27 protein-coding genes are annotated in these 22,509 nt (G+C 73.1%); 18 read left to right on the top strand and 9 right to left on the bottom strand.

The features are described 5' to 3' along the window. Nucleotides 1-234, bottom strand: coding sequence for a hypothetical protein (locus AB0H71_RS21830; RefSeq protein ID WP_357023769.1), 234 nt, complete (start codon nt 232-234; stop codon nt 1-3). A 551-nt stretch (nt 235-785) separates the two neighbouring features. Between AB0H71_RS21830 and AB0H71_RS21825 the strand changes: the two genes are divergently transcribed. The 3 genes from AB0H71_RS21825 (at nt 786) to AB0H71_RS21815 (ending at nt 4,048) form a co-directional block, all read left to right on the top strand. After that, nucleotides 786-1,280 (top strand): hypothetical protein, encoded by a 495-nt coding sequence (locus AB0H71_RS21825; protein WP_357023766.1) that lies wholly within the window; start codon nt 786-788, stop codon nt 1,278-1,280. A 213-nt stretch (nt 1,281-1,493) separates the two neighbouring features. After that, nucleotides 1,494-2,717 (top strand): hypothetical protein, encoded by a 1,224-nt coding sequence (locus tag AB0H71_RS21820; protein ID WP_357023763.1) that lies wholly within the window; start codon nt 1,494-1,496, stop codon nt 2,715-2,717. Nucleotides 2,718-2,857: 140 nt separating this feature from the next. Beyond that, entirely contained in the window at nt 2,858-4,048 is a 1,191-nt protein-coding gene (locus AB0H71_RS21815; protein ID WP_357023760.1) for a cytochrome P450, read from the top strand. 3 nt (nt 4,049-4,051) lie between these two features. Here the strand turns inward: AB0H71_RS21815 and AB0H71_RS21810 are convergent, their stop codons facing one another. Continuing rightward, entirely contained in the window at nt 4,052-5,002 is a 951-nt protein-coding gene (locus tag AB0H71_RS21810; RefSeq protein WP_357023757.1) for a YafY family protein, read from the bottom strand. Between the two features lie 96 nt (nt 5,003-5,098). Between AB0H71_RS21810 and AB0H71_RS21805 the strand changes: the two genes are divergently transcribed. Next, complete coding sequence (locus AB0H71_RS21805) at nt 5,099-5,629, top strand: DinB family protein (protein WP_357023754.1); 531 nt, start codon at nt 5,099-5,101, stop codon at nt 5,627-5,629. 59 nt (nt 5,630-5,688) lie between these two features. Further along, on the top strand, nt 5,689-6,099 hold the full coding sequence (locus AB0H71_RS21800) for a PIN domain-containing protein (protein WP_357023752.1): 411 nt from the start codon (nt 5,689-5,691) through the stop codon (nt 6,097-6,099). On the opposite strand, the gene AB0H71_RS21795 is transcribed toward AB0H71_RS21800, so the two are convergent. Both AB0H71_RS21795 and AB0H71_RS21790 read right to left on the bottom strand, forming a co-directional pair. Then, nucleotides 6,065-6,373: a BTAD domain-containing putative transcriptional regulator gene (locus AB0H71_RS21795; protein ID WP_357024517.1), complete on the bottom strand. Its 309-nt coding sequence runs from the start codon at nt 6,371-6,373 to the stop codon at nt 6,065-6,067. The two genes, AB0H71_RS21800 and AB0H71_RS21795, sit on opposite strands and share 35 nt — an antisense overlap. A gap of 24 nt (nt 6,374-6,397) precedes the next feature. Further along, nucleotides 6,398-7,576 (bottom strand): FAD-dependent monooxygenase, encoded by a 1,179-nt coding sequence (locus tag AB0H71_RS21790; RefSeq protein WP_357023749.1) that lies wholly within the window; start codon nt 7,574-7,576, stop codon nt 6,398-6,400. Nucleotides 7,577-7,668: 92 nt separating this feature from the next. Here AB0H71_RS21790 and AB0H71_RS21785 point away from each other — a divergent pair, with 92 nt between their 5' ends. Together AB0H71_RS21785 and AB0H71_RS21780 are read left to right on the top strand one after the other, a co-directional pair. Next, nucleotides 7,669-8,370 (top strand): TetR/AcrR family transcriptional regulator C-terminal domain-containing protein, encoded by a 702-nt coding sequence (locus tag AB0H71_RS21785; protein ID WP_357023746.1) that lies wholly within the window; start codon nt 7,669-7,671, stop codon nt 8,368-8,370. A 212-nt stretch (nt 8,371-8,582) separates the two neighbouring features. Further along, entirely contained in the window at nt 8,583-8,843 is a 261-nt protein-coding gene (locus AB0H71_RS21780; protein WP_357023744.1) for a hypothetical protein, read from the top strand. On the opposite strand, the gene AB0H71_RS21775 is transcribed toward AB0H71_RS21780, so the two are convergent. Continuing rightward, nucleotides 8,836-9,210: a helix-turn-helix domain-containing protein gene (locus AB0H71_RS21775; protein WP_357023741.1), complete on the bottom strand. Its 375-nt coding sequence runs from the start codon at nt 9,208-9,210 to the stop codon at nt 8,836-8,838. The two genes, AB0H71_RS21780 and AB0H71_RS21775, sit on opposite strands and share 8 nt — an antisense overlap. Before the next feature lie 68 nt (nt 9,211-9,278). On the opposite strand from AB0H71_RS21775, the gene AB0H71_RS21770 reads away from it, so the two are divergent. Beyond that, a complete protein-coding gene (locus tag AB0H71_RS21770; protein ID WP_357023738.1) occupies nt 9,279-9,992 on the top strand; it encodes an SDR family NAD(P)-dependent oxidoreductase in 714 nt (237 codons plus the stop codon). Here the strand turns inward: AB0H71_RS21770 and AB0H71_RS21765 are convergent, their stop codons facing one another. Beyond that, nucleotides 9,993-10,808 (bottom strand): SigB/SigF/SigG family RNA polymerase sigma factor, encoded by an 816-nt coding sequence (locus AB0H71_RS21765; RefSeq protein ID WP_357023735.1) that lies wholly within the window; start codon nt 10,806-10,808, stop codon nt 9,993-9,995. It abuts the gene before it with no gap. Between the two features lie 265 nt (nt 10,809-11,073). On the opposite strand from AB0H71_RS21765, the gene AB0H71_RS21760 reads away from it, so the two are divergent. Beyond that, on the top strand, nt 11,074-12,450 hold the full coding sequence (locus tag AB0H71_RS21760; RefSeq protein WP_357023732.1) for an AarF/ABC1/UbiB kinase family protein: 1,377 nt from the start codon (nt 11,074-11,076) through the stop codon (nt 12,448-12,450). On the opposite strand, the gene AB0H71_RS21755 is transcribed toward AB0H71_RS21760, so the two are convergent. Then, on the bottom strand, nt 12,381-13,622 hold the full coding sequence (locus tag AB0H71_RS21755; protein WP_357023730.1) for a helix-turn-helix domain-containing protein: 1,242 nt from the start codon (nt 13,620-13,622) through the stop codon (nt 12,381-12,383). The two genes, AB0H71_RS21760 and AB0H71_RS21755, sit on opposite strands and share 70 nt — an antisense overlap. Nucleotides 13,623-13,814: 192 nt before the next feature. Continuing rightward, complete coding sequence (locus AB0H71_RS21750) at nt 13,815-14,444, bottom strand: TetR/AcrR family transcriptional regulator (protein WP_357023727.1); 630 nt, start codon at nt 14,442-14,444, stop codon at nt 13,815-13,817. 202 nt (nt 14,445-14,646) lie between these two features. Between AB0H71_RS21750 and AB0H71_RS21745 the strand changes: the two genes are divergently transcribed. The 8 genes from AB0H71_RS21745 to AB0H71_RS21710 all read left to right on the top strand — a co-directional run bounded on the left by AB0H71_RS21745 (nt 14,647) and on the right by AB0H71_RS21710 (nt 20,722). Further along, nucleotides 14,647-15,477: an ABC-2 family transporter protein gene (locus tag AB0H71_RS21745; protein WP_357023723.1), complete on the top strand. Its 831-nt coding sequence runs from the start codon at nt 14,647-14,649 to the stop codon at nt 15,475-15,477. Next, nucleotides 15,470-16,291: an ABC-2 family transporter protein gene (locus AB0H71_RS21740; protein WP_357023720.1), complete on the top strand. Its 822-nt coding sequence runs from the start codon at nt 15,470-15,472 to the stop codon at nt 16,289-16,291. Before AB0H71_RS21745 ends, AB0H71_RS21740 begins: the two co-directional genes overlap by 8 nt. Then, complete coding sequence (locus tag AB0H71_RS21735; RefSeq protein ID WP_357023717.1) at nt 16,292-17,254, top strand: ATP-binding cassette domain-containing protein; 963 nt, start codon at nt 16,292-16,294, stop codon at nt 17,252-17,254. Between the two features lie 104 nt (nt 17,255-17,358). Beyond that, on the top strand, nt 17,359-17,907 hold the full coding sequence (locus tag AB0H71_RS21730) for an ANTAR domain-containing protein (protein WP_357023715.1): 549 nt from the start codon (nt 17,359-17,361) through the stop codon (nt 17,905-17,907). Beyond that, on the top strand, nt 17,907-18,425 hold the full coding sequence (locus AB0H71_RS21725) for a metallophosphoesterase (RefSeq protein WP_357023712.1): 519 nt from the start codon (nt 17,907-17,909) through the stop codon (nt 18,423-18,425). Before AB0H71_RS21730 ends, AB0H71_RS21725 begins: the two co-directional genes overlap by 1 nt. A gap of 9 nt (nt 18,426-18,434) precedes the next feature. Then, on the top strand, nt 18,435-18,572 hold the full coding sequence (locus AB0H71_RS21720; RefSeq protein ID WP_357023709.1) for a hypothetical protein: 138 nt from the start codon (nt 18,435-18,437) through the stop codon (nt 18,570-18,572). 65 nt (nt 18,573-18,637) lie between these two features. Further along, the gene (locus AB0H71_RS21715; protein WP_357023707.1) at nt 18,638-19,864 is read left to right on the top strand and encodes a SpoIIE family protein phosphatase; all 1,227 of its coding nucleotides are present in this window, start codon (nt 18,638-18,640) and stop codon (nt 19,862-19,864) included. Nucleotides 19,865-19,888: 24 nt separating this feature from the next. Continuing rightward, nucleotides 19,889-20,722, top strand: a complete 834-nt coding sequence (locus AB0H71_RS21710) for an ADP-ribosylglycohydrolase family protein (protein WP_357023704.1) — start codon at nt 19,889-19,891, stop codon at nt 20,720-20,722. Here AB0H71_RS21710 and AB0H71_RS21705 read toward each other — a convergent pair. Continuing rightward, a complete protein-coding gene (locus AB0H71_RS21705; protein WP_357023701.1) occupies nt 20,711-21,940 on the bottom strand; it encodes a multidrug effflux MFS transporter in 1,230 nt (409 codons plus the stop codon). The two genes, AB0H71_RS21710 and AB0H71_RS21705, sit on opposite strands and share 12 nt — an antisense overlap. Nucleotides 21,941-21,987: 47 nt before the next feature. Between AB0H71_RS21705 and AB0H71_RS21700 the strand changes: the two genes are divergently transcribed. Further along, nucleotides 21,988-22,485 (top strand): MarR family transcriptional regulator, encoded by a 498-nt coding sequence (locus tag AB0H71_RS21700; RefSeq protein ID WP_357023697.1) that lies wholly within the window; start codon nt 21,988-21,990, stop codon nt 22,483-22,485. Nucleotides 22,486-22,509: the final 24 nt, after the last annotated feature.

The raw sequence follows: 22,509 nt of genomic DNA, 5'->3' as shown, positions 1-22,509 counted from the left end.
TCAGCCCACGGGCTCGGCCGACAGGTCGGTGAGGCTGTGCACCCAGGTGCGCGGACCGATGCCGGCGATCATCCAGCGCACCCGGACTCCCGCCGGGCCGGAGCCGGTGCGGCGGCTCACCCGGCGCTCGAAGTACTCGCCCGGCGCACGCCCCTCCGACACGAAGCTCGTGTAGGGGTCGCCGGGGTCGATCGGCCCGAGCTGGACGTCGCCGACCGGCTCGACGGCGATCATCGCGGCACGCGAATGGGTGGCGTTGGTGAAGCGAAGCACACCGTCGGATGGACTCGTCACAGTCCACGGATCCACGAGATTCTCCCCTAACGAAGACGTGTCAACCAATGCAGTCACGCTCTCAATCGTGAGCCCTCGATGGCGTGTTACGTCAATACGCCGCGCCGGGAACGGCGCTCTGGCGGTAATCGGGCCATGAACGGCAGGGAAATGCCAGGTGATCGCGGGTGCGTCCGCCGCGGGGCGGGGCGGCCGGGGCACCGGTGGGGTGACCGGGCTCACGCGCCTCGGGTAGCGACGTCGGCCGCGCGATCACCGCGGGTACGCTGGGTGGCGCCCCGGCCGTCGGGCCCCTGCCGGTGCGGGTGGAACGGAACGGTGTGTCGTGTCGAGTCGCTCGGCCCGGTCCGCGGTGGTCTCGCCCCGGCAGGGGGTCTGGTGTCGACGAGGAATTAGCCACCGGTCGCGCGGGTAAACGTGGCCGGGTTCGAAGGATGGAGCGCGGGTAGTTTTCGCTGAAACCGGTGTGACGCAAGGGGTAGGTGGGATCCATGACGACGACGATCGAGGCCGATAGCGTGGAAGCGGAGAACCTGCCGGAGCGGGCCTTCGGCCGCCCGGCCGACTGGCAGCCCGGCTCGCCCTGGTGGGACGCCGGCACCGTCCTGGTCACGCACGAGGTACTGCCCGGCCGCCGGGAGACGCGCAAGCGGCTGGTGGTGCCCGCCGGGGACGGCAGGCTCGCGTTCCGGGTGTCGTCCTGGTCGCCGGAGGTCGAGCAGCTGGTGCGGGATCCCCGGGTGATCGTGCAGGCCGGCGATTGGCGCGGGGCGCGGGCGCTCGGCTCGCGGGAGCAGCAGGGCGAGGCGCTCATCTTCGGCGAGGGCTCGGTGCTGAACACCGTGCGCGAGGGGATCCGGATCAAGTACGGCGTGCGCGGCTCGCTGGCCCGCTGGGGGCATCGGGTCACCCGCGGCTCCGCGCCCTTCGCCGACCTGGCGGTGGTGGTCTCGGTGCGGGAGAACGACTTCCCGGTCATTCCCTGACCCGCGCATTGTTTCCGGTCGGAAAGACAGCGTCGTCGCGCGGATTGCCCCTCGATCGAAACCTTCGTTTTCCGGATAGCGCCTAACGCCGACGGTATGCCGGTGAACCCCCGACGATCTGCGGTTATCCCGCCGGGCGCGCACCCGGGTGCTCCAGACTCGACCCCGGCCGCCCCGCCGGGTGCGGTCGAAGAGCGACGTGAGGGAGCTGAAGTGAGCGAACCGAACGAACGTGATGTCGCCGCGGCCCTGCGGGCAGCGCCTCCCATTCTCCTCGGCTCCGGGCCGGTGGTGGCCCCCGCCGTCGAGCCGCCGGATCCGGACGAGACCTGGGAGCTGCCCTACGGCATGGCCTGGGTCTACTACGGCGATCACGGCCACGGCGGGCTGACCCGTCCGGTGATCCTCGCCGACGGTTTCAACAGCGGGCCGAGCACGCTGAAGTTCTCCTACACCGGGCTGGAGAACGGCGAGTTCCCGCTGATCTCCGAGCTGCGCGGGCGGGGCCGGGACGTGATCCTGCTCGGCTTCCAGGAGCGCAGCGCCTCCATCCTGGACAACAGCCACGCCGCGCGGGCCGCGATCATGCGCGCCATCGCCCAGCGGCTCGGCAGCGAACCGCTGGTGGTCGGCGGGTTCAGCATGGGCGGGCTGGTCACCAGGCACGCCCTCGCCGCGCTGGAGACCCAGGGCATCGATCACCAGACCGCGACCTACTTCTCCTACGACAGCCCGCACCGGGGCGCCAATATCCCGATCTCGCTGCAGAGCTTCGCGCACTACATCCGGGATCTGGACAGCCGGTTCTCCGACCAGATGAACAGCCCCGCGGCGCAGCAGCTGCTGTGGCGGCACATCGCGGACTGGTCGGAGAAGCCGGTCGTGAGCGAGCTGCGGGTGCAGTTCCTGGAGGAGCTGCGCCGGGTCGGCGAGTGGCCGCGCCGGCCGCGGCTGCTCGGGCTCGCCAACGGCCCCGGCGACGGCGGCGGCAACGGCATCGGCGCCGGGCGGACCGCGGTGCGCGGCCGTGGCATCGGCATCCTCGGCACCGACCTGCGCACCACGCCGACCGGTGGCGACGACCTCGCCGCGGTGCTGCGGGTGATCACCGTGCCGAAGAACGAGGTGCACACTCCCGACCTGCCGGATATCGACGGCGCGCCGGGCGGCACCCTGGAGGGCTTCGGGATCCTCGCCGAGGGGCTGAACAAGATCTTCGGCCTCGGCGTGGAGAACCCGATCCCCGAGCACTGCTTCGTCCCGGCGGTGAGCGCCGTCGACGTGCGGAACCTGGATTCGCACGCCGAGCTCTACACCCCGATCGACGAGCTGGTGCCGGAGGAGAGCGGGTTCGACGACTTCGTGCTCGCCACCGCCAGCGAGCCGCACACGAAGATCACCGAGGAGCTCTGCGGCTGGTTGCTCGACCGGATCTGATCGCGGTACCGGCCACCCGCCGCAGCCGGCGCGGCGGGTGGCCGCCCGCAAGAATTCGATTCTCGATCTTCAGATCGACGTACGTACGGAATGGTAATTTGGTTCTTCCGTAGGTTCGCTCGAGTCGAAGGCGGCCCCGCATGGTCACCGAACCCGTCTACTGGGACCCGTTCGATCGCGATATCGCGCGCGACCCCTACCCGGTCTACGCGCGGCTGCGCGCCGAGGCGCCGCTGTACTACAACGCCACCCACGACTTCTGGGCGGTGAGCCGCTACGACGACGTGGACCGCGCGCTGCTCGACTGGCGCACCTTCTCCTCGGCGCGCGGGCCGATCCTGGAGATCATCAAGGCCGGCGTGGAGATCCCGCCGGGCACCCTGCTCATGGAGGACCCGCCCGCGCACGACATCCACCGCGGGCTGCTGGCCCGGGTCTTCACCCCGCGCCGCATCCTCTCGCTGGAGCCGGAGATCAGGAAGCTCTGCGTGCGCTCGCTGGACCGGCTCGACGGGCTGGACCGGTTCGACCTGATGGCGGCCTATGCCAACGAGGTGCCGATGCGGGTGATCGGCATGCTGCTCGGGATTCCGGAGGCGGACCAGCAGGCCGTCCGGGACCGCACCGACGACAACCTGCGCACCGTGCCCGGGCAGCAGATGCAGGTCGGCGAGCGGGCCATTCCGAGCGCCGACACCTTCGCCGAGTACATCGACTGGCGCGCCGAGCACCCCTCGGACGACCTCATGACCGAGCTGCTGCACGCCGAGTTCGTCGACACCGAGGGCACCACCCGCACGCTGACCAGGCAGGAGATCCTGACCTACGTCTCGGTGGTGGCGGGCGCGGGCAACGAGACGACGGCCCGGCTCATCGGCTGGCTCGGCTCGCTGCTGGCGCGGCACCCGGAGCAGCGCGCCGAGCTCGCCGCCGATCCGCGGCTCATCCCGAACGCCATCGAGGAGACGCTGCGCTTCGAGCCCACCGGGCACGCCATCGCGCGGTACGTGACCACCGACGTGGAGATCCGCGGGCAGGTCGTGCCCGCGGGCACGGTGCTCATGATCCTGGTCGCCTCGGCCAACCGGGACGCCGAGCGCTGGACCGAGCCGGACCGCTTCGACATCCACCGGAAGGTGAGCAACCTGCGCACCTTCGGGCTCGGCACGCACTTCTGCCTCGGTGCCTCGCTGGCCAGGCTGGAGGCGCGGGTGGCGATGGAGGAGCTGCTCGCGCGCTTCCCGCGCTGGGATGTGGAGTGGGAGGGGCTCACGCTCTCGCCCACCTCGACGGTGCGCGGCTGGGAGACGCTGCCGCTGCTGGTCGGGTAGCGGTCAGACCCGGCCGAAGCGCTCGCCCCAGGCGCGCAGCCGGTCGCGCAGCTCCGCCGGCTCGATCACCGTGAAGTCGGCCTCCAGCGAACCGAGCCCCATGATCGGCCACTCCAGCGAGTCGGCGGTCATCCGCACCAGGCAGCTGTGCGCGTCGATCTCCTCGGCGCTGCACCAGCGGCCGATCCTGGCTCTGACCTGCTCGGCGGAGGTCTGCACGATCGCCTCGATCCGGTACGGCCGCGGTACCTGCTCGACGGCGGTGCGGACGAAGGCGGCGGCGTCGGCGGCGGGCAGCTCGCGCGGGCGGAAGCGGGTGCCGTCGCCGCGCGGCTCGGAGAGGCGGTCCACCCGGAAGGTGCGCCAGTCGTGCCGGTGCAGGTCGTAGGCGACCAGGTACCAGCGCCTGCCGAGCGAGACCAGGCGGTGCGGCTCGGTGTGCCGGTCGGCGCCGCGGCCGTCGGCGGCGGTGTAGCCGAAGCGGAGCCGCTCGGTATCGCGGCAGGCGGCGGCGAGCGCGGTGAGCACCGCGGGGTCCGGGCCGGTGGCGGTCGCGTCCCAGGTGGCGGGGACGGTCATGGCGCGCAGCGCGTCGACCCGCTTGCGCAGCCGCGGCGGGAGCACCTGGATCACCTTGGCCAGCGCCCGGATCGAGGGCTCGGCGACCCCGGCCACCCCGCCGTGCACGGCCGTCTGCAACCCGATGACCAGGGCGACGGCCTCCTCGTCGTCGATCATGAGCGGCGGCAGCGCCGCGCCGGGGGCGAGCTGGTAGCCGCCGTCGACGCCGCGGTTCGCCTGCACCGGGTAGCCGAGTTCGCGCAGCCGCTCGACATCGCGGCGCAGGGTGCGCGGGGAGACGCCGAGCCGGTCGGCCAGTTCGCCGCCCGGCCAGTAGCGGTGCGTCTGCAGCAGCGACAGCAGCCGCAGGGTCCGGGTGCTGGTATTGGCCATGTTCTCGATTCTGCGCGCTATTGCGGACGGAAAGTGGCCGCAATGGGCTCTAGCGTAGTTCTCGAAGCCGGAACCACTCGACCGAAAGGCCCGAAGATGACCACCTCCACCGCCGCCCCCGCCGTGCTCGACGCCGAGCGTCAGGACCTGCTCGCCATGCTCGCCAAGGCCCGCTTCTTCTTGCGCTTCACGGTGCAGAACCTGACGGACGAGCAGGCAAGGGAGCGGCCGACCGCCAGCGAGCTCACCCTCGGCGGGCTGATCAAGCACGTCGCCGCCACCGAGCGCGCCTGGGCCGACTTCCTCGTCGACCCGTCCTCCATGCGGGACATGGACACCATGACCGAGGCCGACTTCGCCCAGCGCGAGCTCGACTTCCGGCTGCTCCCCGGCGAGACCCTCGCCGACGCCCTCGCGACCTACCAGCAGGTCGCCGAGCGCACCGACGCCCTCGTCGGCACCGTCGACCTGAACGCCGCGCTCACCCTCCCCTCCGCCCCCTGGTTCCAGGAATCGGCCTGGTCCGCGCGGCGGGTGCTCATGCACATCGTCGCCGAGACAGCGCAGCACGCCGGGCACGCGGACATCATCCGGGAGTCGCTGGACGGTCAGAAGACCATGGGCTGAGCGCGAAGCGCTACGAGGAGACCACCCGTGCGTCCGGCACCTCGCGCATGGTCTCCGAGATGACGTTGGTGTCCAGGACGATCACCGGTCGAACTCGACCGGCTCGGCATCGTCGTGGTCACGTGGGGCTGGACGCGAATCCGTTTCGCACACTGTTCGTTTCGGCGATCACCGTGGCGGAGCTGCGCTGTGGGTTGGCGGCCATGCCCGGTGGTGCGCGGCGCGACCGGATGCGGGAGCGATTCGAGACGCGGGTCCTGCCGTTGTTCGCCGCCCGGGTGCTTCCCTTCGATCTCGCCTCCTCCCGGGCGTACGCGGAGCTCATGGCCACTGCCAGGGCCGACGGGATTGCCATCGGCCGCTCCGACGGTTACATCGCCGCGACAGCGAAGGCGGCCGGTATGAGTGTGGCGACGCGGGATTCGGCGTTCCGGGCTACAGGCGTGCCGGTGCTCGATCCCTGGGAGTAGCGCTCCCGAGCGTGGCGAGGTGGGTGGCGACCGGGTCCGCGGTGATCAAGCCTCCTGCGGCGCCGGCCTCCTCGCGCCACGGGGGTTCGAGGACGTGGGCATCGAGTTCGGCTGCTGCGAAGGCGGTTTCGCTGAGGTCGATGCGCGCCCCGGCGAGCCGCTCGACCGCGTGCAGCCGGAGTTCGGTGCGCCGGGTGCGCGGGGCGAGAGCCCACGCCGCCCGCCCGGCCCCCGTCGCCGAGGAGGAACCGGCGCGGTCGCCGCCGGAGCCCAGGGCGCTGCTCGGCCGGAACGCGAATCAGCGGGCGGCGAGCGCGGCCGGGTAGTCGCGCAGCGCGACGTCCTCGGCGGAGGACTCGGCGTACTTCGTCATGAGCCCGAGCAGCGGCGAGCGGAGGAACCCGTTGCGCAGCCGGATCCCGGTCGCGGTGCGCGGGGCGAGGAAGCGCCCGGCATTGCTGTTCCCCGCGATCTTCGCGTACCGCTTCATGAGCGCGTCGTAGCGCGGGAAGGCCACCGTGTGGTCGCCGCCGGCCACGGCCAGCTCCCCGGCGAGCACGGCGGCCCCGACCACGGCGAGCCCGGTGCCGAAGCCGCCTAGGGTATTGCCGTACCCGGCATCGCCGACCAGCGCGACCCGCCCGCGGCCGTACTCCGGCATCCGCACCCTGGCGATGGCGTCCAGGTGGAAGTCGTCGAAGCCGGGCAGCTCGGCCAGCATGCGCGGCACCTGCCCGCCGAGTCCGGCGAAGGCGTCGGCGACCAGTTGCCGCTGCGCGGCGGGCTCGGCCCTGTGGTCCGGTGCGGGCCCGGCGAAGAGGTAGAGCTGCTCGGCCTTGGGGCCGCCGCTCACCGCGAGCCGGCCCGGCGCGCCGTACCCGTACGCGCGCATCCGCTCCGGGCTGCCGGTGCGCTCGGTCCACGGGCTCGCCCCGGCGACGGCGTAGCAGTAGCCGAGGTGCTCGACGTACGCGCTCTCCGGGCCGAAGGCGAGCGCGCGCACCCGGGAGTGGATGCCGTCGGCGCCGAGCACCAGGTCGAAGCGCTCGGCGGGGGCGCGCTCGAACTCCACGCGCACTCCGTCGGCGGTCTCGGTGAGCGCGGTGACGGCGTCGCCGAAGCGGTAGTCGCAGCGCTCGGCGGTGCGCCGGTACAGGATCCGGGAGAGGTCGCCGCGCAGGATCTCGACGTCGCCGCCGGTGAACTCGCCCGGCATGGTCGCCAGCTCGCGGCCGTCGGCGTCGACGAAGACGGTGTCGGTGGTGCCGGTCCGCGCCCGGGTGATCTCCTCCCACACGCCCATCCGCTCCAGCACGGTGCGGTGCGTGCGGCCCTTGAAGTCGACGGCCTGGCCGCCGGTGCGCAGCGCGGGCGCCCGCTCGACGACGGTGACCTCGAAGCCGAAGCGGTGCAGCCAGTAGGCGAGGGCGGGCCCGGCGATGCCGGCGCCGGAGACGAGGACGGTGGTGCTGCGCATGATGCTCCCCATTCTGCGTCCGATGGATACTGTATCCGACGGACACAGAACAGCGTATGGTAGACACAGTTATCCGTCAACAAGGAGCGCACATGCCGGCACCGACCGCCCTCGAGCTGCTCTGGGGTGTCGAGCGCCGCCCGGCCCGCGGCCCCAAACCCGCGCTCACGCCGGAGCGGATCGCGGCCGAGGCGATCGCGCTCGCCGACGCCGACGGCCTGGCCACGCTCTCCATGCAGCGGCTGGCGGAGCGGCTCGGCTTCACCAAGATGTCGCTGTACCGGTACGTGCCCGGCAAGGCCGAGCTGGTCGCGCTGATGCTGGACGCCGCGATCGGGGCCCCGCCGGAGCTGCCCGCCGGCGACTGGCGGGCCGGGCTGAGCCGCTGGTGCGAAACGCTCTACGAGCGGTTTCGGGCGCACCCGTGGGCGCTCGCGGTCTCGGTGGGGTCGCGCCCGATCGGCCCGAACGAGGTGGCCTGGATGGAGGCCGCACTGACCGCGCTGGCCGGAACCGGGCTCAGCACCGCCGAGCGCCTCGACAGCATCGTGCTGCTCACCGGGCACGCGCGCAGCCTGGGACAGCAGACGGTCGCGGTGGACCCGGACCGATTCGAGCGCGACCTCGCCGAGCAGTTCACCGCCGTGCTGGCGACCGCGGCCGAGCGCTACCCGGCCGCCGTGGCGGCCTTCGGCGAGGAGGGCGCGGTCGCGGGCGGGGAGGGCGCGCTGGCCTTCGGGATCGGGCGGATCCTGGACGGGCTCGCGGTCCTGATGGAGCGGCGCGGCCACTGACCGGCGGATGCCGCCGCGACCCCCGCCGTGACGAGGCTCGCGACGGAACCGGTATCCGAGATGGCAAGCCCGGGGTTACCCCCGAACCCTGCCGCACACGACCATAAGACGGATGGTCCGGCACCGCATTCGCTGGCGGGCAATAGTGCGGCAAACCTCAATTCCGGGCCGTCGGGCATCACCTGTCGCCCGGACGGGCTACGGTGGATGGGATGAACCCCACCCATCCCGGCCCCGCGATCGGCGACCTGCCGATCAAGTACGTGGTCGCGCCGATGCAGTGGCAGCACCCCTGGCACCGCTGGCACGACCTCGACGGTCACTGCCCGCACGGCCGCACCCACCGCCAGCTCGACAGCCTGCTGCGCGCCGTGGCCTGCGAGAACCGCCGCCGCACCTTGCGCGACGCGGACACCGAGGACCAGCGCCGCGACACCGCCTACCTGCGCCGGGCGCAGGCCCAGCTCAACTGAGCGCGCTCCGGTTCCGGTCGATCTCCGCGTGGTGCTCGGCCGCCCAGCCGACCAGCGCCGCGACGATCCCGAGCAGGTCGTGGCCGAGCGGGGTCAGCTCGTAGACCACCCGCGGCGGCACCTCCGGGTGCGAGGTCCTGGTGAGCAGCCCGTCCTCGCGCAGCCGCCGCAGCGTGCGGGTCAGCATACGCTGGGAGATCCCGGTTACCGCGAAGTGCAGCTCCGAGTAGCGGCGCGGCCCGTCCGCCAGCACCGCGATCACCAGCAGGCTCCAGGTGTCGCCGACCCGCCCGAGCACCTCGCGGATGGCCGCCATCCGCTCGGCCGGTATCCCCGCGCACGGCCCGATTCCCGCGTTCGCCCGCATCTCCCGCCCCCTCACGCACAGAAATGTGCCTTTTGTACGGGCTGTCATCGTCGCCGATGCTGGCGGACATGTCGACTGTGATCGCCGTCCTCGGGGCGGGTAGCGGACTCGGGCGCGCGGTGGCGCACCGGTTCGGGCGGGCGGGGTTCCGGGTCGCGCTGGTGGCGCGGCGGCCGGAGCGGCTGGCCGCGTTGGCGCGGGACCTGGCCGCGGCGGGGATCGAGGCCGAGCCCTTCCCGGCCGACCTGGCCGACCCGGCCGCGGTGCCCGATCTGATCGCCGCCGTCCGGGCGCGGTTCGGCCGGATCGATGTGATCGAGTACGGCCCGGTCGGCGGCGACCAGACCTTCACCCCCGCCGCCGAGCTCGACGCCGCCGCGCTCGCCGCGCTGCTCCCGCCGCTGCTGCTCACCCCGGTCGAGGTGGTGTGCGCGGTGCTGCCGGAGTGGCGGGCCCGCGGCGACGGTGCCTTCCTGCTCACGCACGGCTACTCCGCCGTCGAGCCGCTGCCGGGGCTGAGCGGGGCCGGGCCGGTGATGGCGGCGGCCCGCAACTGGCTGTACGCGCTGCACGGCGAGCTGACGGGCACCGGGATCTACGCGGGCACGCTGGCCGTGGCCGGGTACACCGCGGGCAGCGAGATCGCCGCGGCCGCCGCGCCGCCCGCCGAGTTCACGGTGGACCCCGCCGCCCTCGCCGAGCAGTACTGGACCATGTACACCGAGCGCGCCGGGGTGGAGCGGTTCTTCCCGGCCGCGCCGGGCCGCCACCCCGATGCCTGATCAGTCCCGCAGCGCGCGATCGCGCAGCGTGGCCAGGGTGCGGGCGAGGATGCGGGAGATGTGCATCTGCGAGACGCCGAGCTCGGCGGCGATCTGCGACTGCGTGTAGTTCTCGAAGAAGCGCAGGTGCAGGATGCGGCGGTCGCGCTCGGAGAGGTCGCGCAGCAGCGGGGCGACGGCCAGGGCGTCGTCGGTGATGTCGTACGCGGGGTCGACATCACCGAGCGTCTCGGTGACCTGCGCGGCGACCGAGTTCTCGTCGTCGTCGGCGGAGGCGTCCAGCGAGTTGGTGCGGTAGGCATTACCGGCCAGCAGCGCCTGGGTCACCTCGAGCAGGTCGACGTTCATCTCCACCGCGATCTCGATGGCGGTCGGCATCCGGCCGTGCTTCTGGCAGAGCCGCTCGATGGTCGGCCCGATGGCGAGCTGGGTCTCCTTCACCCGGCGCGGCACCCGCACGGCCCAGGTGTGGTCGCGGAAGTGCCTGCGCACCTCGCCCATGATGGTCGGCACGGCGAAGGCGAGGAAGTTGGCGCCGCGGGTGGGGTCGTAGCGGTCGACCGCGAGGACCAGCCCGAGCGAGGCGCTCTGGTGCAGGTCGTCGTAGGTTTCGCCGCGGCCGGTGAAGCGGCGCGCGATGTGGTCGGCGAGCGGGAGCGCGCGGCGCAGGATCTGCTCGCGCAGCGCGCGGCGGGCCGGGTCGTCGCCGGCCATCGCGGCGAGCTGCTCCAGCAGCGGCTCGATCCCGTCGTAGCTGTCGGTGCCCCGCTGCGTGCGGCGCGCCGTGGTCGTGTCGTGAGCTGCGACGAGTGTCATCGAGATCCTCGCTTTCCCGGTTGCCTCCACCCGGCGGGCTCGCGGGTAGAGAAAGGCGACAACCCGCGGCTACCGCCGGGCCGGACGGTCAACCGGCCCCGGACCCCGCTTTTCGCTTCAGGGATCGCACCGTGCGCGATGTTTCGCTCGGCGGATAGGAACGGGCTGGCCGCTCCGGTCGGTGGCCGGTCGACAAGCGCGCCCCCGGCCCCCGAGAATGCCAGGACGCCCGGGTTCGGGCGGCGGACACGAGGAGGTGACCGCGGTGGCCGATCGGGTGCCGCGATCCCGGCTGGGCCGGGGCGGCAGGCTGGGCCGGCTGGCCGCCGGGCAGGCCGTGCGCGGGGCCGGGGTGCGGCTGGCCATGATCGGCCGCACCGAGGAGGCCAGGCGGGTGCTCGCCGAGCGCTCCGCGCTGGCCGCGGCGCAGCAGCTGGTGACGGTGCTCGGCGGCCTGAAGGGCGCGGCCATGAAGCTGGGCCAGATGCTCTCGGTGCTCGACCTGGAGCTGGTGCCGGAGTCGCACCGCGAGCTCTTCCGGGCCAAGCTGGCCGAGCTGCGCGACCGGGTGCCCGCGGTGCCCTTCGCGAGCATGCGGCAGGTGCTGGAGGACGAGCTGGGGCCGCTCGAGCGGGTCTTCGCCGAATTCGACGCGGAGCCGATCGCGGCGGCCTCGATCGGCCAGGTGTACCGGGCCCGGCTGCACGACGGCCGCGCGGTCGCGGTGAAGGTGCAGTACCCGGGGGTCGAGGAGGCGATCAGGGCCGATCTGCGCAACCTCGACGTGTTCTCCGCGCTCTGGCGCTCCGCGCTGCCCAGCGCCGCCGACAGCGATGTGCTGGCCGAGGTGGCCCGCAGCATCGGCAACGAGCTCGACTACCCGCGCGAGGCGCGCACCCAGCACCGGGTGGCCACCCGCTACCGCGGCCACCCGTACATCCTCGTACCGGACGCGCTGCTCGAGTACTGCACCGCCCGGGTGCTGGTCACCGAGCTCGTCGACGGCCACTCCTTCGAGCACCTGCGCACGCTGCCCGCGGCCGAGCGGAACCGGTACGGCGAGCTGATCTACCGCTTCTACATCAGCACGCTCTTCCAGGACTTCGAGTTCTGCGGCGACCCGCACCCCGGCAACGTGCTGCTGGCGAGCGACGGCAGGCTGGCCTTCGTCGACTTCGGGCTCTACGACCGGATGGACCCCGTGCACGTGGATTTCGAGCGCTCCTGCCTGCGCGCGGCCGGGGAGCAGCGCGCCGCCGACCTCTACGCGGCCTGGGTCGGGCGCGGCATCATCGACCCGGCGGCCGGGGTCACCGAGGCGGAGTGCCTGGAGTACGTGTGGGCCGCGGCGGGCTGGCACCTGGTGGACGAGCCGATGACCATCACCCCGGAGGTGGCCACCGGCGCGGTGGTGCTCGCCATGGACCCGCGCGCGGCCGAGTTCCGCGGCATGCGGCACCAGCTACTGCCCCCGGAGCACGTCTTCTCCCGGCGCGCCGACCTCTTCACCTTCGCGCTGCTCGGCCAGCTCGACGTCACCGCCAACTGGCACACCCTCGCGCGGGAGTGGCTCTACGACGAGCCGCCCGCCACCGAGATCGGCGCCGCGATCGGGCGCTGGCGGGCGGCTGCGGACCGGTGATCGCCCGGGCAGACCACCAGCGCCGAGCGCAGGTACCAGAGCTGGCGCGGGTCCGAGGGGTCGAGCCCGGTGATCTCGCCGACCCGGCGCAGCCGGTGGTCGAGGGTGTTCGGGTGGATGTTCATCTGCTCCGCGGTGCGCCGCCTGCTCAGGTCGTTGCCGATGTGGATGCGCAGCGTGGCCAGCAGGTCGGGGTGCTCGAGCAGCGGCCGCAGCCGGGTGCCGAGCAGCTCCCGGCCGCGCCCCGGCCTGGTCAGCTGGTATTGCAGCGCGAGGTCGGGGAAGCGGTGCAGCCCGGGCCCGCGGCCGGACTGCTCGACGATGTCGAGCAGCTCGTGGGCGTCGTGCACCGCGGCCGAGACCCGGTCCGGGCGGGATTCGACCACCGTCGCGGTGAGCGGCACCCGCGCTGCCGCGGCCAGCGCGCGCAGCACCTCGTCCAGCTCGGCGGCGGCGGGGTGGTCGGCGGGGAGCAGCACGGTGCCGCCGTCCACCGAGAGCAGCGAGAGCGCGGCGGTGCCGAAGAGGTCGGCGAGCCCGGATTGCAGCCGGCGCAGCTTGCGCCGCGCGACCACCCGGCCGTCCAGCTGCGGCCGCTCCTCGTCCGGGTGCGGCGGGATGACGAGCGCGAGCACCGCGTACCGCTCGGCCAGCCGGATGCCGCGGGCCCGCGCCATGGCCGAGGTCGGGTGGCCGCCGAGCAGCATGGAGGTCAGGGTGTGCGCGGCCGTGCGATCCTCCATCGCCACGGCCCTGCACTCCCGGACGTAGGCCTTGCTGACCGTCGCGGTGATGACGTTCAGCAGCTCCAGGCTGACGAAGGCGCCCGCGACGATATCGGCGCGCTCGGCCGCCCCCTTCCCGCCGAAGAGCAGGTCGAGCCCGCACTCGAAGCCGACGTGCACCGCGTGCAGCACGGTCGCGATCGGGACGCCGGCCCTGGCCCAGCCCGCCGCGGCGGTCGCCAGCCGCTCGGTGCGCTCCGGGTCCTGGCTGCCCGCCAGCCGCTGGATCGCCCATTTGAGACACAGCCGCACCACGGTGGTGGTCTCCCGGCTCTGCGCGGTGGCCGCGCCGAGCGCGCCGGACTCCAGCAGCCGCGCGGTGACCTGCCTGGCCAGCACCTGCGGATCGCGCTCGAGGGTGGGACGAGCGATGCTCTCGAGCGTCACGGGTGACCTCCTCGTCGCGTGCCGTGTGTGGTGTGGAACACGGTAGGGCGCGCGCCGACTCACCTGCTACTCCGCTTTACAGATAACTGTGCGGGACTCCCCCTACCTGCCTGACCTGTTGCGATGACGGGGTCAACGGTGAGCGTGGTGACATTTGCGACCGAAAAATGCAGAAGTGCTCACTTTTGCCGCTCAGCGCGCGGCCGCGGCGCCCTCGGCGTCCAGGAAGGCGCCGATCATCCGGCCGGTCATCTCGATCGCCTCGCGCCGTGCGGTGCCGTCCACCTCCTGCGCCGAGCTCCGCAGCGCGGCGGCGAAACCGGTGTTGATCAGCACGAAGGTCATGACGTCGTAGCGGTGGTCGTCGCCGGGGCCGAGCAGCTGGATGATCAGCACCTTCACCAGCAGCCGCAGCCGGGGCTCGAACTCCGGGATGCCGCTGCTGTAGAACTGCACCCCCGCCACCAGGGCCCGGACCAGCGCGGCGTGGGCCACCAGCTCGTCGGTGATGACGGTGAGGATGTCCACCCAGACATCGGGGGCGTCCTTGCCGGAGAGGTCGAACATGCGCTGGGTGAACCGCTTCTCCACCGACTCCAGCAGCCGCGCCAGCAACTCCTCGACCAGCACCGACCGGTCGGCGAAGTAGCGGTAGACGGTGCCGATGCTGACCCCGGCCTCGGCCGCGATGCGGTTCGTGGAGGTGCCGGCGATGCCGCGCTCGCCGAAGAGCCGCGCGGCGGTGTCCAGGATGTGCTCCCTGGTGGCCTTGGCCCGGTCCTGGGTCGGCCGTCGCCGCTGTGCGGTGGTCCTCGTCGGCATCACGTCTCCCGCCTGCGCCCGGCCTGAAAATGAGCGACGCTCATCTTACCGGCCGGGCGGCGCCCCGCGGCCTTTCTGACCGGTTCGGTCACGGGCGGTGCGCGCCGCGGGCGTCGAGCGGTCGCCGCGCAAATCCCTTGGCCCGGAACCGTTGCGCGGGTAATGTTCTCGCTTCGTGTCCGGGTCGGGGAGGGGTGGGACGATGCCGGTGCTCGCGCTGCCCGGCCGCGGTGCGACGGCGGCCTACCGGCGCCTCGCGGTGGCGGGTTTCCGCAGGCAGTGGCAGTACAAGCTGGCGCTCTTCGCCGGAATGTTCACCAACAGCGTGTTCGGGCTGCTGCGCGGCGCGGTCATGCTGGCGGCGGTCGGCTCGGCGGGCTCGTTCGGCGGCTACGACGCGGCCGGCATCGGCGCCTACGTGTGGCTCTCGCAGGCGCTGCTCGGCGCGGTGCTCTTCACCGACAGCGGCGCGGAGCTGGGGGAGCGGGTGCGCAGCGGCGATATCGCGGTCGACTTCCTGCGCCCGGTCGACCTCCAGCTGGCCACCCTCGCCGGTGACCTGGGCCGGGCCACCTGCACCCTGCTGCCGCGCGGGCTGCCCACCCTCGCGGTCGGGGCGCTGGTCTACGGCGGGCTCGAGCTGCCCGGCACCCCGCTCACCTACCTGCTCGGGCTGGTGAGCGTGCTGCTCGGCACGGCCATCTCGTCGCTGACGCTCTTCGCCACCGCCCTCGTCGGCTTCTGGGTGGTGGAGACGCGCGGCATCCGGACGCTGCACCAGGTGCTCGGCTCCTTCCTCGCCGGGCTCTTCGTCCCGGTGCACCTCTTCCCCGGCTGGCTGGGCGCGATCGCCGCCGCCACCCCGTTCCCCTCGGTGCTGCAGGCGCCGGTCGACGTGCTCTCCGGCCGGGTCACCGGAGCCGCCGCGCTCGCGGTGCTGGGGGTGCAGGTGTGCTGGCTGCTGGTGATGGTGGCGCTGGGGCAGGCGCTGCTGGCGGCGGGCAGGCGCAAGCTGGAGGTGCAGGGTGGCTGAGCTCGCCCCGGTGGGGCACTGGAGCAGGCCGTACGCGGCCGTGCTCGGCTCGCGGCTGCGCGCGCAGCGCTCCTACCGGCTCTCCTTCGCCAGTGAGATGTTCGGCTCGCTGGTGGTGGGGCTGGCCGAGTTCGCCGAGGTGTGGGTGGTCTTCCACACCGTCCGGGTGCTCGGCGGGCTGGACCTGGACGCCGCGCTGCTGCTCTTCGGGCTGAGCAATACCGCCTTCGCGCTCTCCCAGGTGCTCTTCGGGCACCTGGACACGCTGCCCGCGCTGATCCGGCTCGGCCGGCTCGACATCTACCACCTGCGCCCGCAGCCGCTGCTGCTGCAGCTGATCACCAGCGACATCTCGCTGCGCCGCTTCGCCAGGGCGAGCGTCGCGCTCACCGTGCTCACGATCGGGTTGCTGCGCAACGACATCGACTGGTCCGCGGGCGCGGTCGCGCTGCTGCTGCTCACCGTGGTCTCGGGGACCGCGCTCTTCGCCGGGCTCTTCGTCGCCGCGGCGGGCTGCCAGTTCTTCCTGATCGACGGCTCGGAGCTGACCAACAGCTTCACCTACGGCGGCTCCTACGCCGCCACGCTGCCCGCCTCGGTCTTCCCGACCGGGCTGAAACTGCTGTTCGGCTTCGCCATCCCGGTGGCGTTCACCGCCTACCTGCCCACCCTCGCGCTGCTCGGGCTGCCCGGCCCGGCGCTGCTGCCGTCCTGGCTGGCCTGGCTCACGCCGGTGGCCGCGCTCTGGTCCTGGCTCCTCGGACTCGCGCTGTGGCGCACCGGAACTCGGCACTACCAGGGAGGCGGCGGCTGAATGGACGGCGCGATCATCGAGGCCACCGAGCTGACCAGGCAGTTCGTCCTGCGGCGCGGGAAGCTGCGCGGGCGCGAGACGCTGACCGCGGTGGACGCCATGAGCTTCCGGGTCGAGCGCGGCGCCGCGGTGGGCTACATCGGCGCCAATGGCGCGGGCAAGTCCACCACCATCAAGATGCTCACCGGCATCCTGGTGCCGACCTCGGGCACGGTGCGCACCTGCGGGCTGGAGCCGGTGCGGCGCAGGCGCCAGCTGGCGAGCCGGATCGGGGTGGTGTTCGGGCAGCGCTCCCAGCTCTGGTGGGATCTGCCGCTGCGCGAATCGTTCGCGATCCTGGCCGCCGTGCACCGGCTGGACCCGGACGCCGCGCGCAAGCGCACGCACACCCTGGTCGAGCAGCTGGAGATGGCGGAGACGCTGGCGACGCCGGTGCGCCAGCTCTCGCTGGGGGAGCGGATGCGGGCGGAGGTGGCGGCCGCGCTGCTGCACTCGCCGGAGCTGATCATCCTGGACGAGCCGACCATCGGGCTCGATGTGCTCTCCAAGCAGCGGCTGCGCGAGTTCCTGCGCGCCGAGCGGGCCGAGCGCGGCACCACGCTGCTGCTCACCACGCACGACATGGGCGATATCGAGCGGCTCTGCGACCGGGTGCTCGTCGTCGACCACGGCAGGCTGGCCTACGACGGCTCGCTCACCGGGCTCGCCGCGACCGTCGGCGCGCGCCGGGTCCTGGTGGTGGATCTCACCGCGCCCACTCCCGATCTCACCGATATCCCCGGTGCGACGCTCGTCGCCAGCGAGGCGGGCGGAATGCGCCAGCGGCTGGCCTTCGACGCCGAGCTGACCACCGCCGCGCAGCTGCTCGCGGCGGTCTCCGCGCGCGCCGAGGTGCGCGACCTGACCATCGAGGAGCCGGAGATCGAGGATGTGGTGCGGCGGCTCTACCGCTCCGCGCGCTGAGCGCTGTGGTCATCGACACCGCAACATGTCGGTGCCCTGCCCGATAGTGAAAACACGATGACCAACACCCCGATGGCGGCGGTGAGCCGCAGGCGAGCCGCCGCATGACACGTCCCGAAGCCCCCCGTGCCCTGCGCTTCGGCCACCGCTCCGGCGGCTGTCCGAGCCCCGAGAGCGTGCACCCCGACGACCGGCCCGCGCTGGCCGCCGCGCTGCGCGGCGGCGGCCGGTTCTGCCTGCGGCTGCGGTTGCCCGAGGGCGATCGCACCGTCGTCGTGGTCGGCGCTGCCGTCCGCGACGCCGCGGGCGCCCTGCTCGGCGCCGAGGGCTACACCGTCGACCTCACCGAGATCCTCGCCGCCGAGCAGCGCGCCGCCGTCGACGAGGCGCTGCCCGAGTACGCCCGCGGGCGCGGCGTGCTGGAGCAGGCGGCGGGCATGCTCATGCTGATCTACCGGATCGACGCGGGCCGGGCGGCCGGGATCCTGGAGTGGCGGGCCGCCGAGACCGGGCTCCCGGTCACCGAGCTGGCGCGGAGGCTCTGCGCCGCCGCCACCGCCGGCTTCCAGGTCGGGGTTCCGCTGCGCCGCCACCTGGACGATCTGCTGCTCGGCGTCGACGGGTTGCGCGACCCCGGCGCTACGGTGTCCTGATGCGCCTGCTCGCCATGGCCGACACGCACGTCCCCAAGCGCGCCCGCGACCTGCCCGCGGTGCTCTGGCGCGCGGTCGAGGCCGCCGATGTGGTGGTGCACGCGGGCGACTGGGTGGAGGCCGCGCTGCTGGACGAACTCGCCGCCCGCAGCGCCCGGCTGATCGCCGTGTACGGCAACAACGACGGCGCCGAGCTGCGCGCCCGGCTGCCGGAGGTCGCGCGCGCCGAGCTCGACGGCGTCCGGTTGGCCGTGGTGCACGAGACCGGCGCCGCCGCGGGCCGCGAGAACCGGTGCGCCCGCGCCTTCCCCGACACCGATGTGCTGATCTTCGGGCACAGCCACATTCCCTGGGACAGCACCACCGGCACCGGCCTGCGGCTGCTCAACCCCGGCTCGCCCACCGACCGCAGGCGGCAGCCCGAGCACACCTACCTGACCGCCGAGATCCGGGCGGGCGCGCTGTGTGATGTGACACTGCGTGCCGTACCGAGGAGTACGAAACGGAATCGGGGGTAGCACGCCGCGGTGACCACACCGGAGAACACCCCCCTGGACGCCGATCCCGCCGAGCAGCAAGCCCCGGACAACCCGGAGGTCGAGGTGACCGGCTACTCCGTTCCGCCGAACGAGGACCCGGACAATCCGGAAGAGCGGCGGGACTGAATCCGCCACCGGTGTCCGGCGCCGGCCTGACCGGGTGCGCGGATGGCAGCCGTGACCGAGCACCGATGACCCGCGCCGCCGACGCGGTCGGCCGGGACGGGCACGACGGCGCGGGCGAATTCTCCGCGCTGCTGGAGGACAGCGCCGAGGATCTCTACGAGAACGCGCCCTGCGGCTACCTCTCCACCCTGCTCGACGGCCAGATCGCCAAGGTCAACCGCACCCTGCTGAGCTGGCTCGGTTACACCGGCGCCGAGCTGGTCGGCAGGCGCGCGTTCGGCGACCTGCTCACGGTGGGCGGGCGGCTCTACCACGAGACGCACGTCGCGCCACTGCTCCGGATGCAGGGCGAGGTCAACGGGATCGCGCTGGAGCTGGTCGCCGCGGACGGCACCCGGCTGCCGGTCCTGGCGACCTCGGTGCTCAAGTCCGGGGCGGACGGCGCGCCGCTGCTCGTCCGCACCACGCTCTTCGACGCCAGCACGCGGCGCGCGTACGAGGCCGAGCTGCTGCGCGCCCGGCGCGCCGCCGAGGAGGAGCGCGAGCGGCTGCAGCGGCTGAACGCCATCCTGCAGCGCACGCTGCTGCCGTCGGCGCTGGAGCCGGTGCCGGGGCTGGACGTGGCCGCGCACTACCACATCGCCTCGCTCGACGAGGTCGGCGGCGATTTCTACGATCTCTTCCCGCTCGCCGAGGGGCGCTGGGGCTTCTTCCTCGGCGATGTCTGCGGCAAGGGCGCGCTGGCCGCCACCATGACCTCGCGGGTCCGGTACGCGCTGCGCGCCGCGGCGGTCTACGACCCGGACCCCGGATCGGTGCTGACCAAGCTGAACCGGGTGCTGCTCGACGCGTACCGGCCCGGCGATCCCCGGTTCTGCACGGTGCTCTACGGCAGCGTCACCCACCGCGACGGCCACGCGGAGGTCACGCTGGCGGCGGGCGGCCACCCGCCCGCGCTGCTGCTGCGGGCCGACGGCACCGCCGAGTTCCTGCGCACCCCCGGCGGCCAGCTCGTCGGGTTGCTCCCGGACGCCGAGGTCGGCACCGCGCGGGCCGAGCTGCGCCCCGGCGACACCCTGCTGCTCTACACCGACGGGCTGATCGAGGCCCGCACCGGCACCGGCCTCTTCGGCGAGGAGGCGCTGCTGGAGTTCGCCGCGGCGCGCGCCCCGGTCGGCGCCACGGCGCTGGTCGCCGATCTCGTCGGGCTGCTGGAGACGCTCGGCTCCGGCGTCACCGACGACACCGCGCTGCTCGCCCTGCACGTCCCCGGGGAACCGATCGACGGATAACCGCCTGTCTGCCACCATGATCCGGTGCTGATCGAGCTGGCGGTGGGGGATGCGTACGGTGCGGGGTTCGAGTACGCCCCGCCGGAGTTCGTCACCGCGCACAACACGCTGCGCGGCTACGCGCGGCACCCCACGCACCTCGGCATCCGTCCCGGTGCCTACACCGACGACACCCAGATGACGCTCGCCATCGCCGAGCTCCTGGTCTCCGGTGATCCGTGGACGCCCGCGAACCTGGCCGACCGGTTCGTCACCGCCTTCCGGCGGGATCCACGCGAGGGGTACGCCGGGCGGTTCCACGATTTCCTGCTGACCGTGGAAGACGGCGCGGACTTCCGGAACCGCATCCGCCCGGACAGCGACAAGAGCGGCGCCGCCATGCGCGCCGCCCCCATCGGGCTGCTGCCGACCGTCGCCGACGTGCTGCACCACGCCCGCGTGCAGGCCGCCGTCACGCACGACACCCCCGACGGCATCGCCGCCGCCCAGGCCGCCGCGCTCGCCGTGCACTACACCCACCGCGACCTCGGCCCGCTGCCGCGCGTCGGCACCTGGATCGCGGGCCACGTCCCCGGCGACTGGGGCAGGCCGTACCGCGGCAAGGTCGGCAGCAAGGGGCGGGCGAGCGTCGCCGCCGCGCTCACCGCGCTGGCGCGCAACAACTCCCTGAGCGAGCTGCTGCGCGACTGCATCGCCTTCACCGGCGATGTCGACACCGTGGCGACCATCGCGCTGGCCGCCGCCGCCCGCTCGGCCCAGGTCACCCCCGACCTGCCACCGGTGCTCGTCGAGACGCTGGAGAACGGCCGCTACGGCCGCGACTACCTCGCCGAGCTGAATACCCGGCTACTCGGCTGAGCCCGGCCGCACCAGCGTCAGGTACGCCACCCCGGCGCACACCAGCACCACCAGCATGACCACCGCCATGGGCAGCGGGCTGTGCCCGCCGAACGCCCCCGCCACCGGCGAGGCGACGGCGCCGAACAGGAACTGGGTGCCGCCGAGCACCGCCGAGGCGGCTCCCGAGGCGTGCCTGCCCAGCGCCTGCCCCAGGCTCATGCTCGCCGGGAACACGCCGCCGATCCCCGCGGCCACGAAGAACAGGCACCCCCAGGTGATCGCCGGGCTCCCGCCCACCGTCGCCACCAGCAGCACATGCGCCAGCGCCGCGGCCGCGCCGAGCGCGATCGAGCAGCCGAGCAGCGCTCGAACCGGCACCCGGCCCGCCAGCGCGCCGAAGACCGCGCCGGCCAGCAGCATGCCGCCGGCGTTCACCGCGAACACCAGGCTGTAGAAGGCGGCCGAGCTGCCGTATACGTCCTGGAAGACGAAGCTCGACCCGGCGATGTAGGCGAAGAGCGCGGCGGCCGCGAAGCCGAGCGTCAGCGCGCAGCCGAGGAAGGCCCGGTGCCGCAGCAGCCCGGCCATGGCCGCGAAGGTGCCGCCGACCCCGCCCGCGTGCCGCCGCTCGGCGGGCAGCGACTCCGGCAGCAGCGCCAGCACCGCCACCAGCAGCACCGCGCCGAAGGTCGCGAGCACCACGAACACCGTGCGCCAGCTGCCCGCCGCGAGCACCGCGGTGCCGAGCACCGGCGCCGCCACCGGCGCCACCCCGAGCACCATGCCGAGCAGTGAGAAGTACCGCGGCAGCCGGGGCCCGTGGAATAGGTCGGTGAGCACCGCGCGGGCCAGCACCATCCCCGCCGCGCCCGCGACGCCCTGCAGGAAGCGGGCGACGTTCAGCGCCGCGATGCCCGGCGCCAGCGCGCAGAGCAGCGAGAGCACCGCGAAGAGCGCCACCCCGGCCAGCAGCGGCCCGCGCCTGCCCAGCTTGTCGCTGAGCGGGCCGATGAGCAGCTGCCCCACCACCAGCCCGGCCAGGAACGCCGTCATGGAGAGCTGCACCGCCGAATCGCTCGCGCCGAGCGCGCGGCCCATCTCCGGGAAGCCGGGGACGTACATGTCGATGGCGAACGGCCCCACCGCGGTGAGCGCGCCGAGCAGCACGATGATCGCGGCGGTGCGGCGTGTACCGGCGCGTCCGGCGTCGGGTGTGGTCTTCGCGGTGACTACCATGGGCTAAACGGTAACAATTCGTTTACCGGTTAACAATCAGGGGTCGCATGACGCTGCCGCACACCACCGCCGGGGTCCAGGCGCTCTGGGCCGAAGCCCGGCCCGACCTGGACACCTCGCCCATGGCCGTGGTCGGGCCGCTCAAGCGCATCCAGCGGCTGCTCGCGGCCGCTACCGAGCCGCTCTACGACGGCGCTCCGCTCACCGCGCCCGAGCTGGACGTGCTGATCAAGCTGCGGCACACCGCGGAGCCGGTGATCGCGCGCCGGCTGGCCGAGAGCATGAGCTGCTCGCCCGCCGCCATCAGCAAGACGCTGGCCAAGCTGGAGCGGCGCCGCTTCATCGAGCGCCGCGCCAGCCCCGCCGACCGCAGGGCCGCGCTCGTGACCTGCACCGACTCCGGCAGCAGCGCGGTCGACGCGCTCTTTCCGTGCCAGCTCGCGGTGGAGGCCGAGCTGCTCGCCGGGCTCGGCGCCGACCGGGAACGGGTGATCGAGGCGCTGAACCTGCTCGCCGCGGTGCTGGAGCGCAACCTCCGAAGCTGACATCGCGGTGTTGACTTGCGCGAA

Source organism: Nocardia sp. NPDC050697 (assembly GCF_040654395.1).
Classification (GTDB): domain Bacteria; phylum Actinomycetota; class Actinomycetes; order Mycobacteriales; family Mycobacteriaceae; genus Nocardia.
The sequence above is the reverse complement of the archived record's forward strand: the minus strand, read 5'-3'. Positions and strand labels throughout refer to the sequence as shown.

Coding starts and splice junctions, on each gene's coding strand:
- AB0H71_RS21735 (WP_357023717.1), top strand. CDS start 16,292: ATGGACGGCGCGATCATCGAGGCCACCGAGCTGACCAGGCAGTTCGTC.
- AB0H71_RS21810 (WP_357023757.1), bottom strand. CDS start 5,002: ATGGCCAATACCAGCACCCGGACCCTGCGGCTGCTGTCGCTGCTGCAG.
- AB0H71_RS21730 (WP_357023715.1), top strand. CDS start 17,359: ATGACACGTCCCGAAGCCCCCCGTGCCCTGCGCTTCGGCCACCGCTCC.
- AB0H71_RS21750 (WP_357023727.1), bottom strand. CDS start 14,444: ATGCCGACGAGGACCACCGCACAGCGGCGACGGCCGACCCAGGACCGG.
- AB0H71_RS21715 (WP_357023707.1), top strand. CDS start 18,638: ATGACCCGCGCCGCCGACGCGGTCGGCCGGGACGGGCACGACGGCGCG.
- AB0H71_RS21775 (WP_357023741.1), bottom strand. CDS start 9,210: ATGCGGGCGAACGCGGGAATCGGGCCGTGCGCGGGGATACCGGCCGAG.
- AB0H71_RS21705 (WP_357023701.1), bottom strand. CDS start 21,940: ATGGTAGTCACCGCGAAGACCACACCCGACGCCGGACGCGCCGGTACA.
- AB0H71_RS21780 (WP_357023744.1), top strand. CDS start 8,583: ATGAACCCCACCCATCCCGGCCCCGCGATCGGCGACCTGCCGATCAAG.
- AB0H71_RS21745 (WP_357023723.1), top strand. CDS start 14,647: ATGCCGGTGCTCGCGCTGCCCGGCCGCGGTGCGACGGCGGCCTACCGG.
- AB0H71_RS21805 (WP_357023754.1), top strand. CDS start 5,099: ATGACCACCTCCACCGCCGCCCCCGCCGTGCTCGACGCCGAGCGTCAG.
- AB0H71_RS21770 (WP_357023738.1), top strand. CDS start 9,279: ATGTCGACTGTGATCGCCGTCCTCGGGGCGGGTAGCGGACTCGGGCGC.
- AB0H71_RS21815 (WP_357023760.1), top strand. CDS start 2,858: ATGGTCACCGAACCCGTCTACTGGGACCCGTTCGATCGCGATATCGCG.
- AB0H71_RS21800 (WP_357023752.1), top strand. CDS start 5,689: ATGACGTTGGTGTCCAGGACGATCACCGGTCGAACTCGACCGGCTCGG.
- AB0H71_RS21725 (WP_357023712.1), top strand. CDS start 17,907: ATGCGCCTGCTCGCCATGGCCGACACGCACGTCCCCAAGCGCGCCCGC.
- AB0H71_RS21830 (WP_357023769.1), bottom strand. CDS start 234: ATGATCGCCGTCGAGCCGGTCGGCGACGTCCAGCTCGGGCCGATCGAC.
- AB0H71_RS21785 (WP_357023746.1), top strand. CDS start 7,669: ATGCCGGCACCGACCGCCCTCGAGCTGCTCTGGGGTGTCGAGCGCCGC.
- AB0H71_RS21765 (WP_357023735.1), bottom strand. CDS start 10,808: ATGACACTCGTCGCAGCTCACGACACGACCACGGCGCGCCGCACGCAG.
- AB0H71_RS21790 (WP_357023749.1), bottom strand. CDS start 7,576: ATGCGCAGCACCACCGTCCTCGTCTCCGGCGCCGGCATCGCCGGGCCC.
- AB0H71_RS21825 (WP_357023766.1), top strand. CDS start 786: ATGACGACGACGATCGAGGCCGATAGCGTGGAAGCGGAGAACCTGCCG.
- AB0H71_RS21700 (WP_357023697.1), top strand. CDS start 21,988: ATGACGCTGCCGCACACCACCGCCGGGGTCCAGGCGCTCTGGGCCGAA.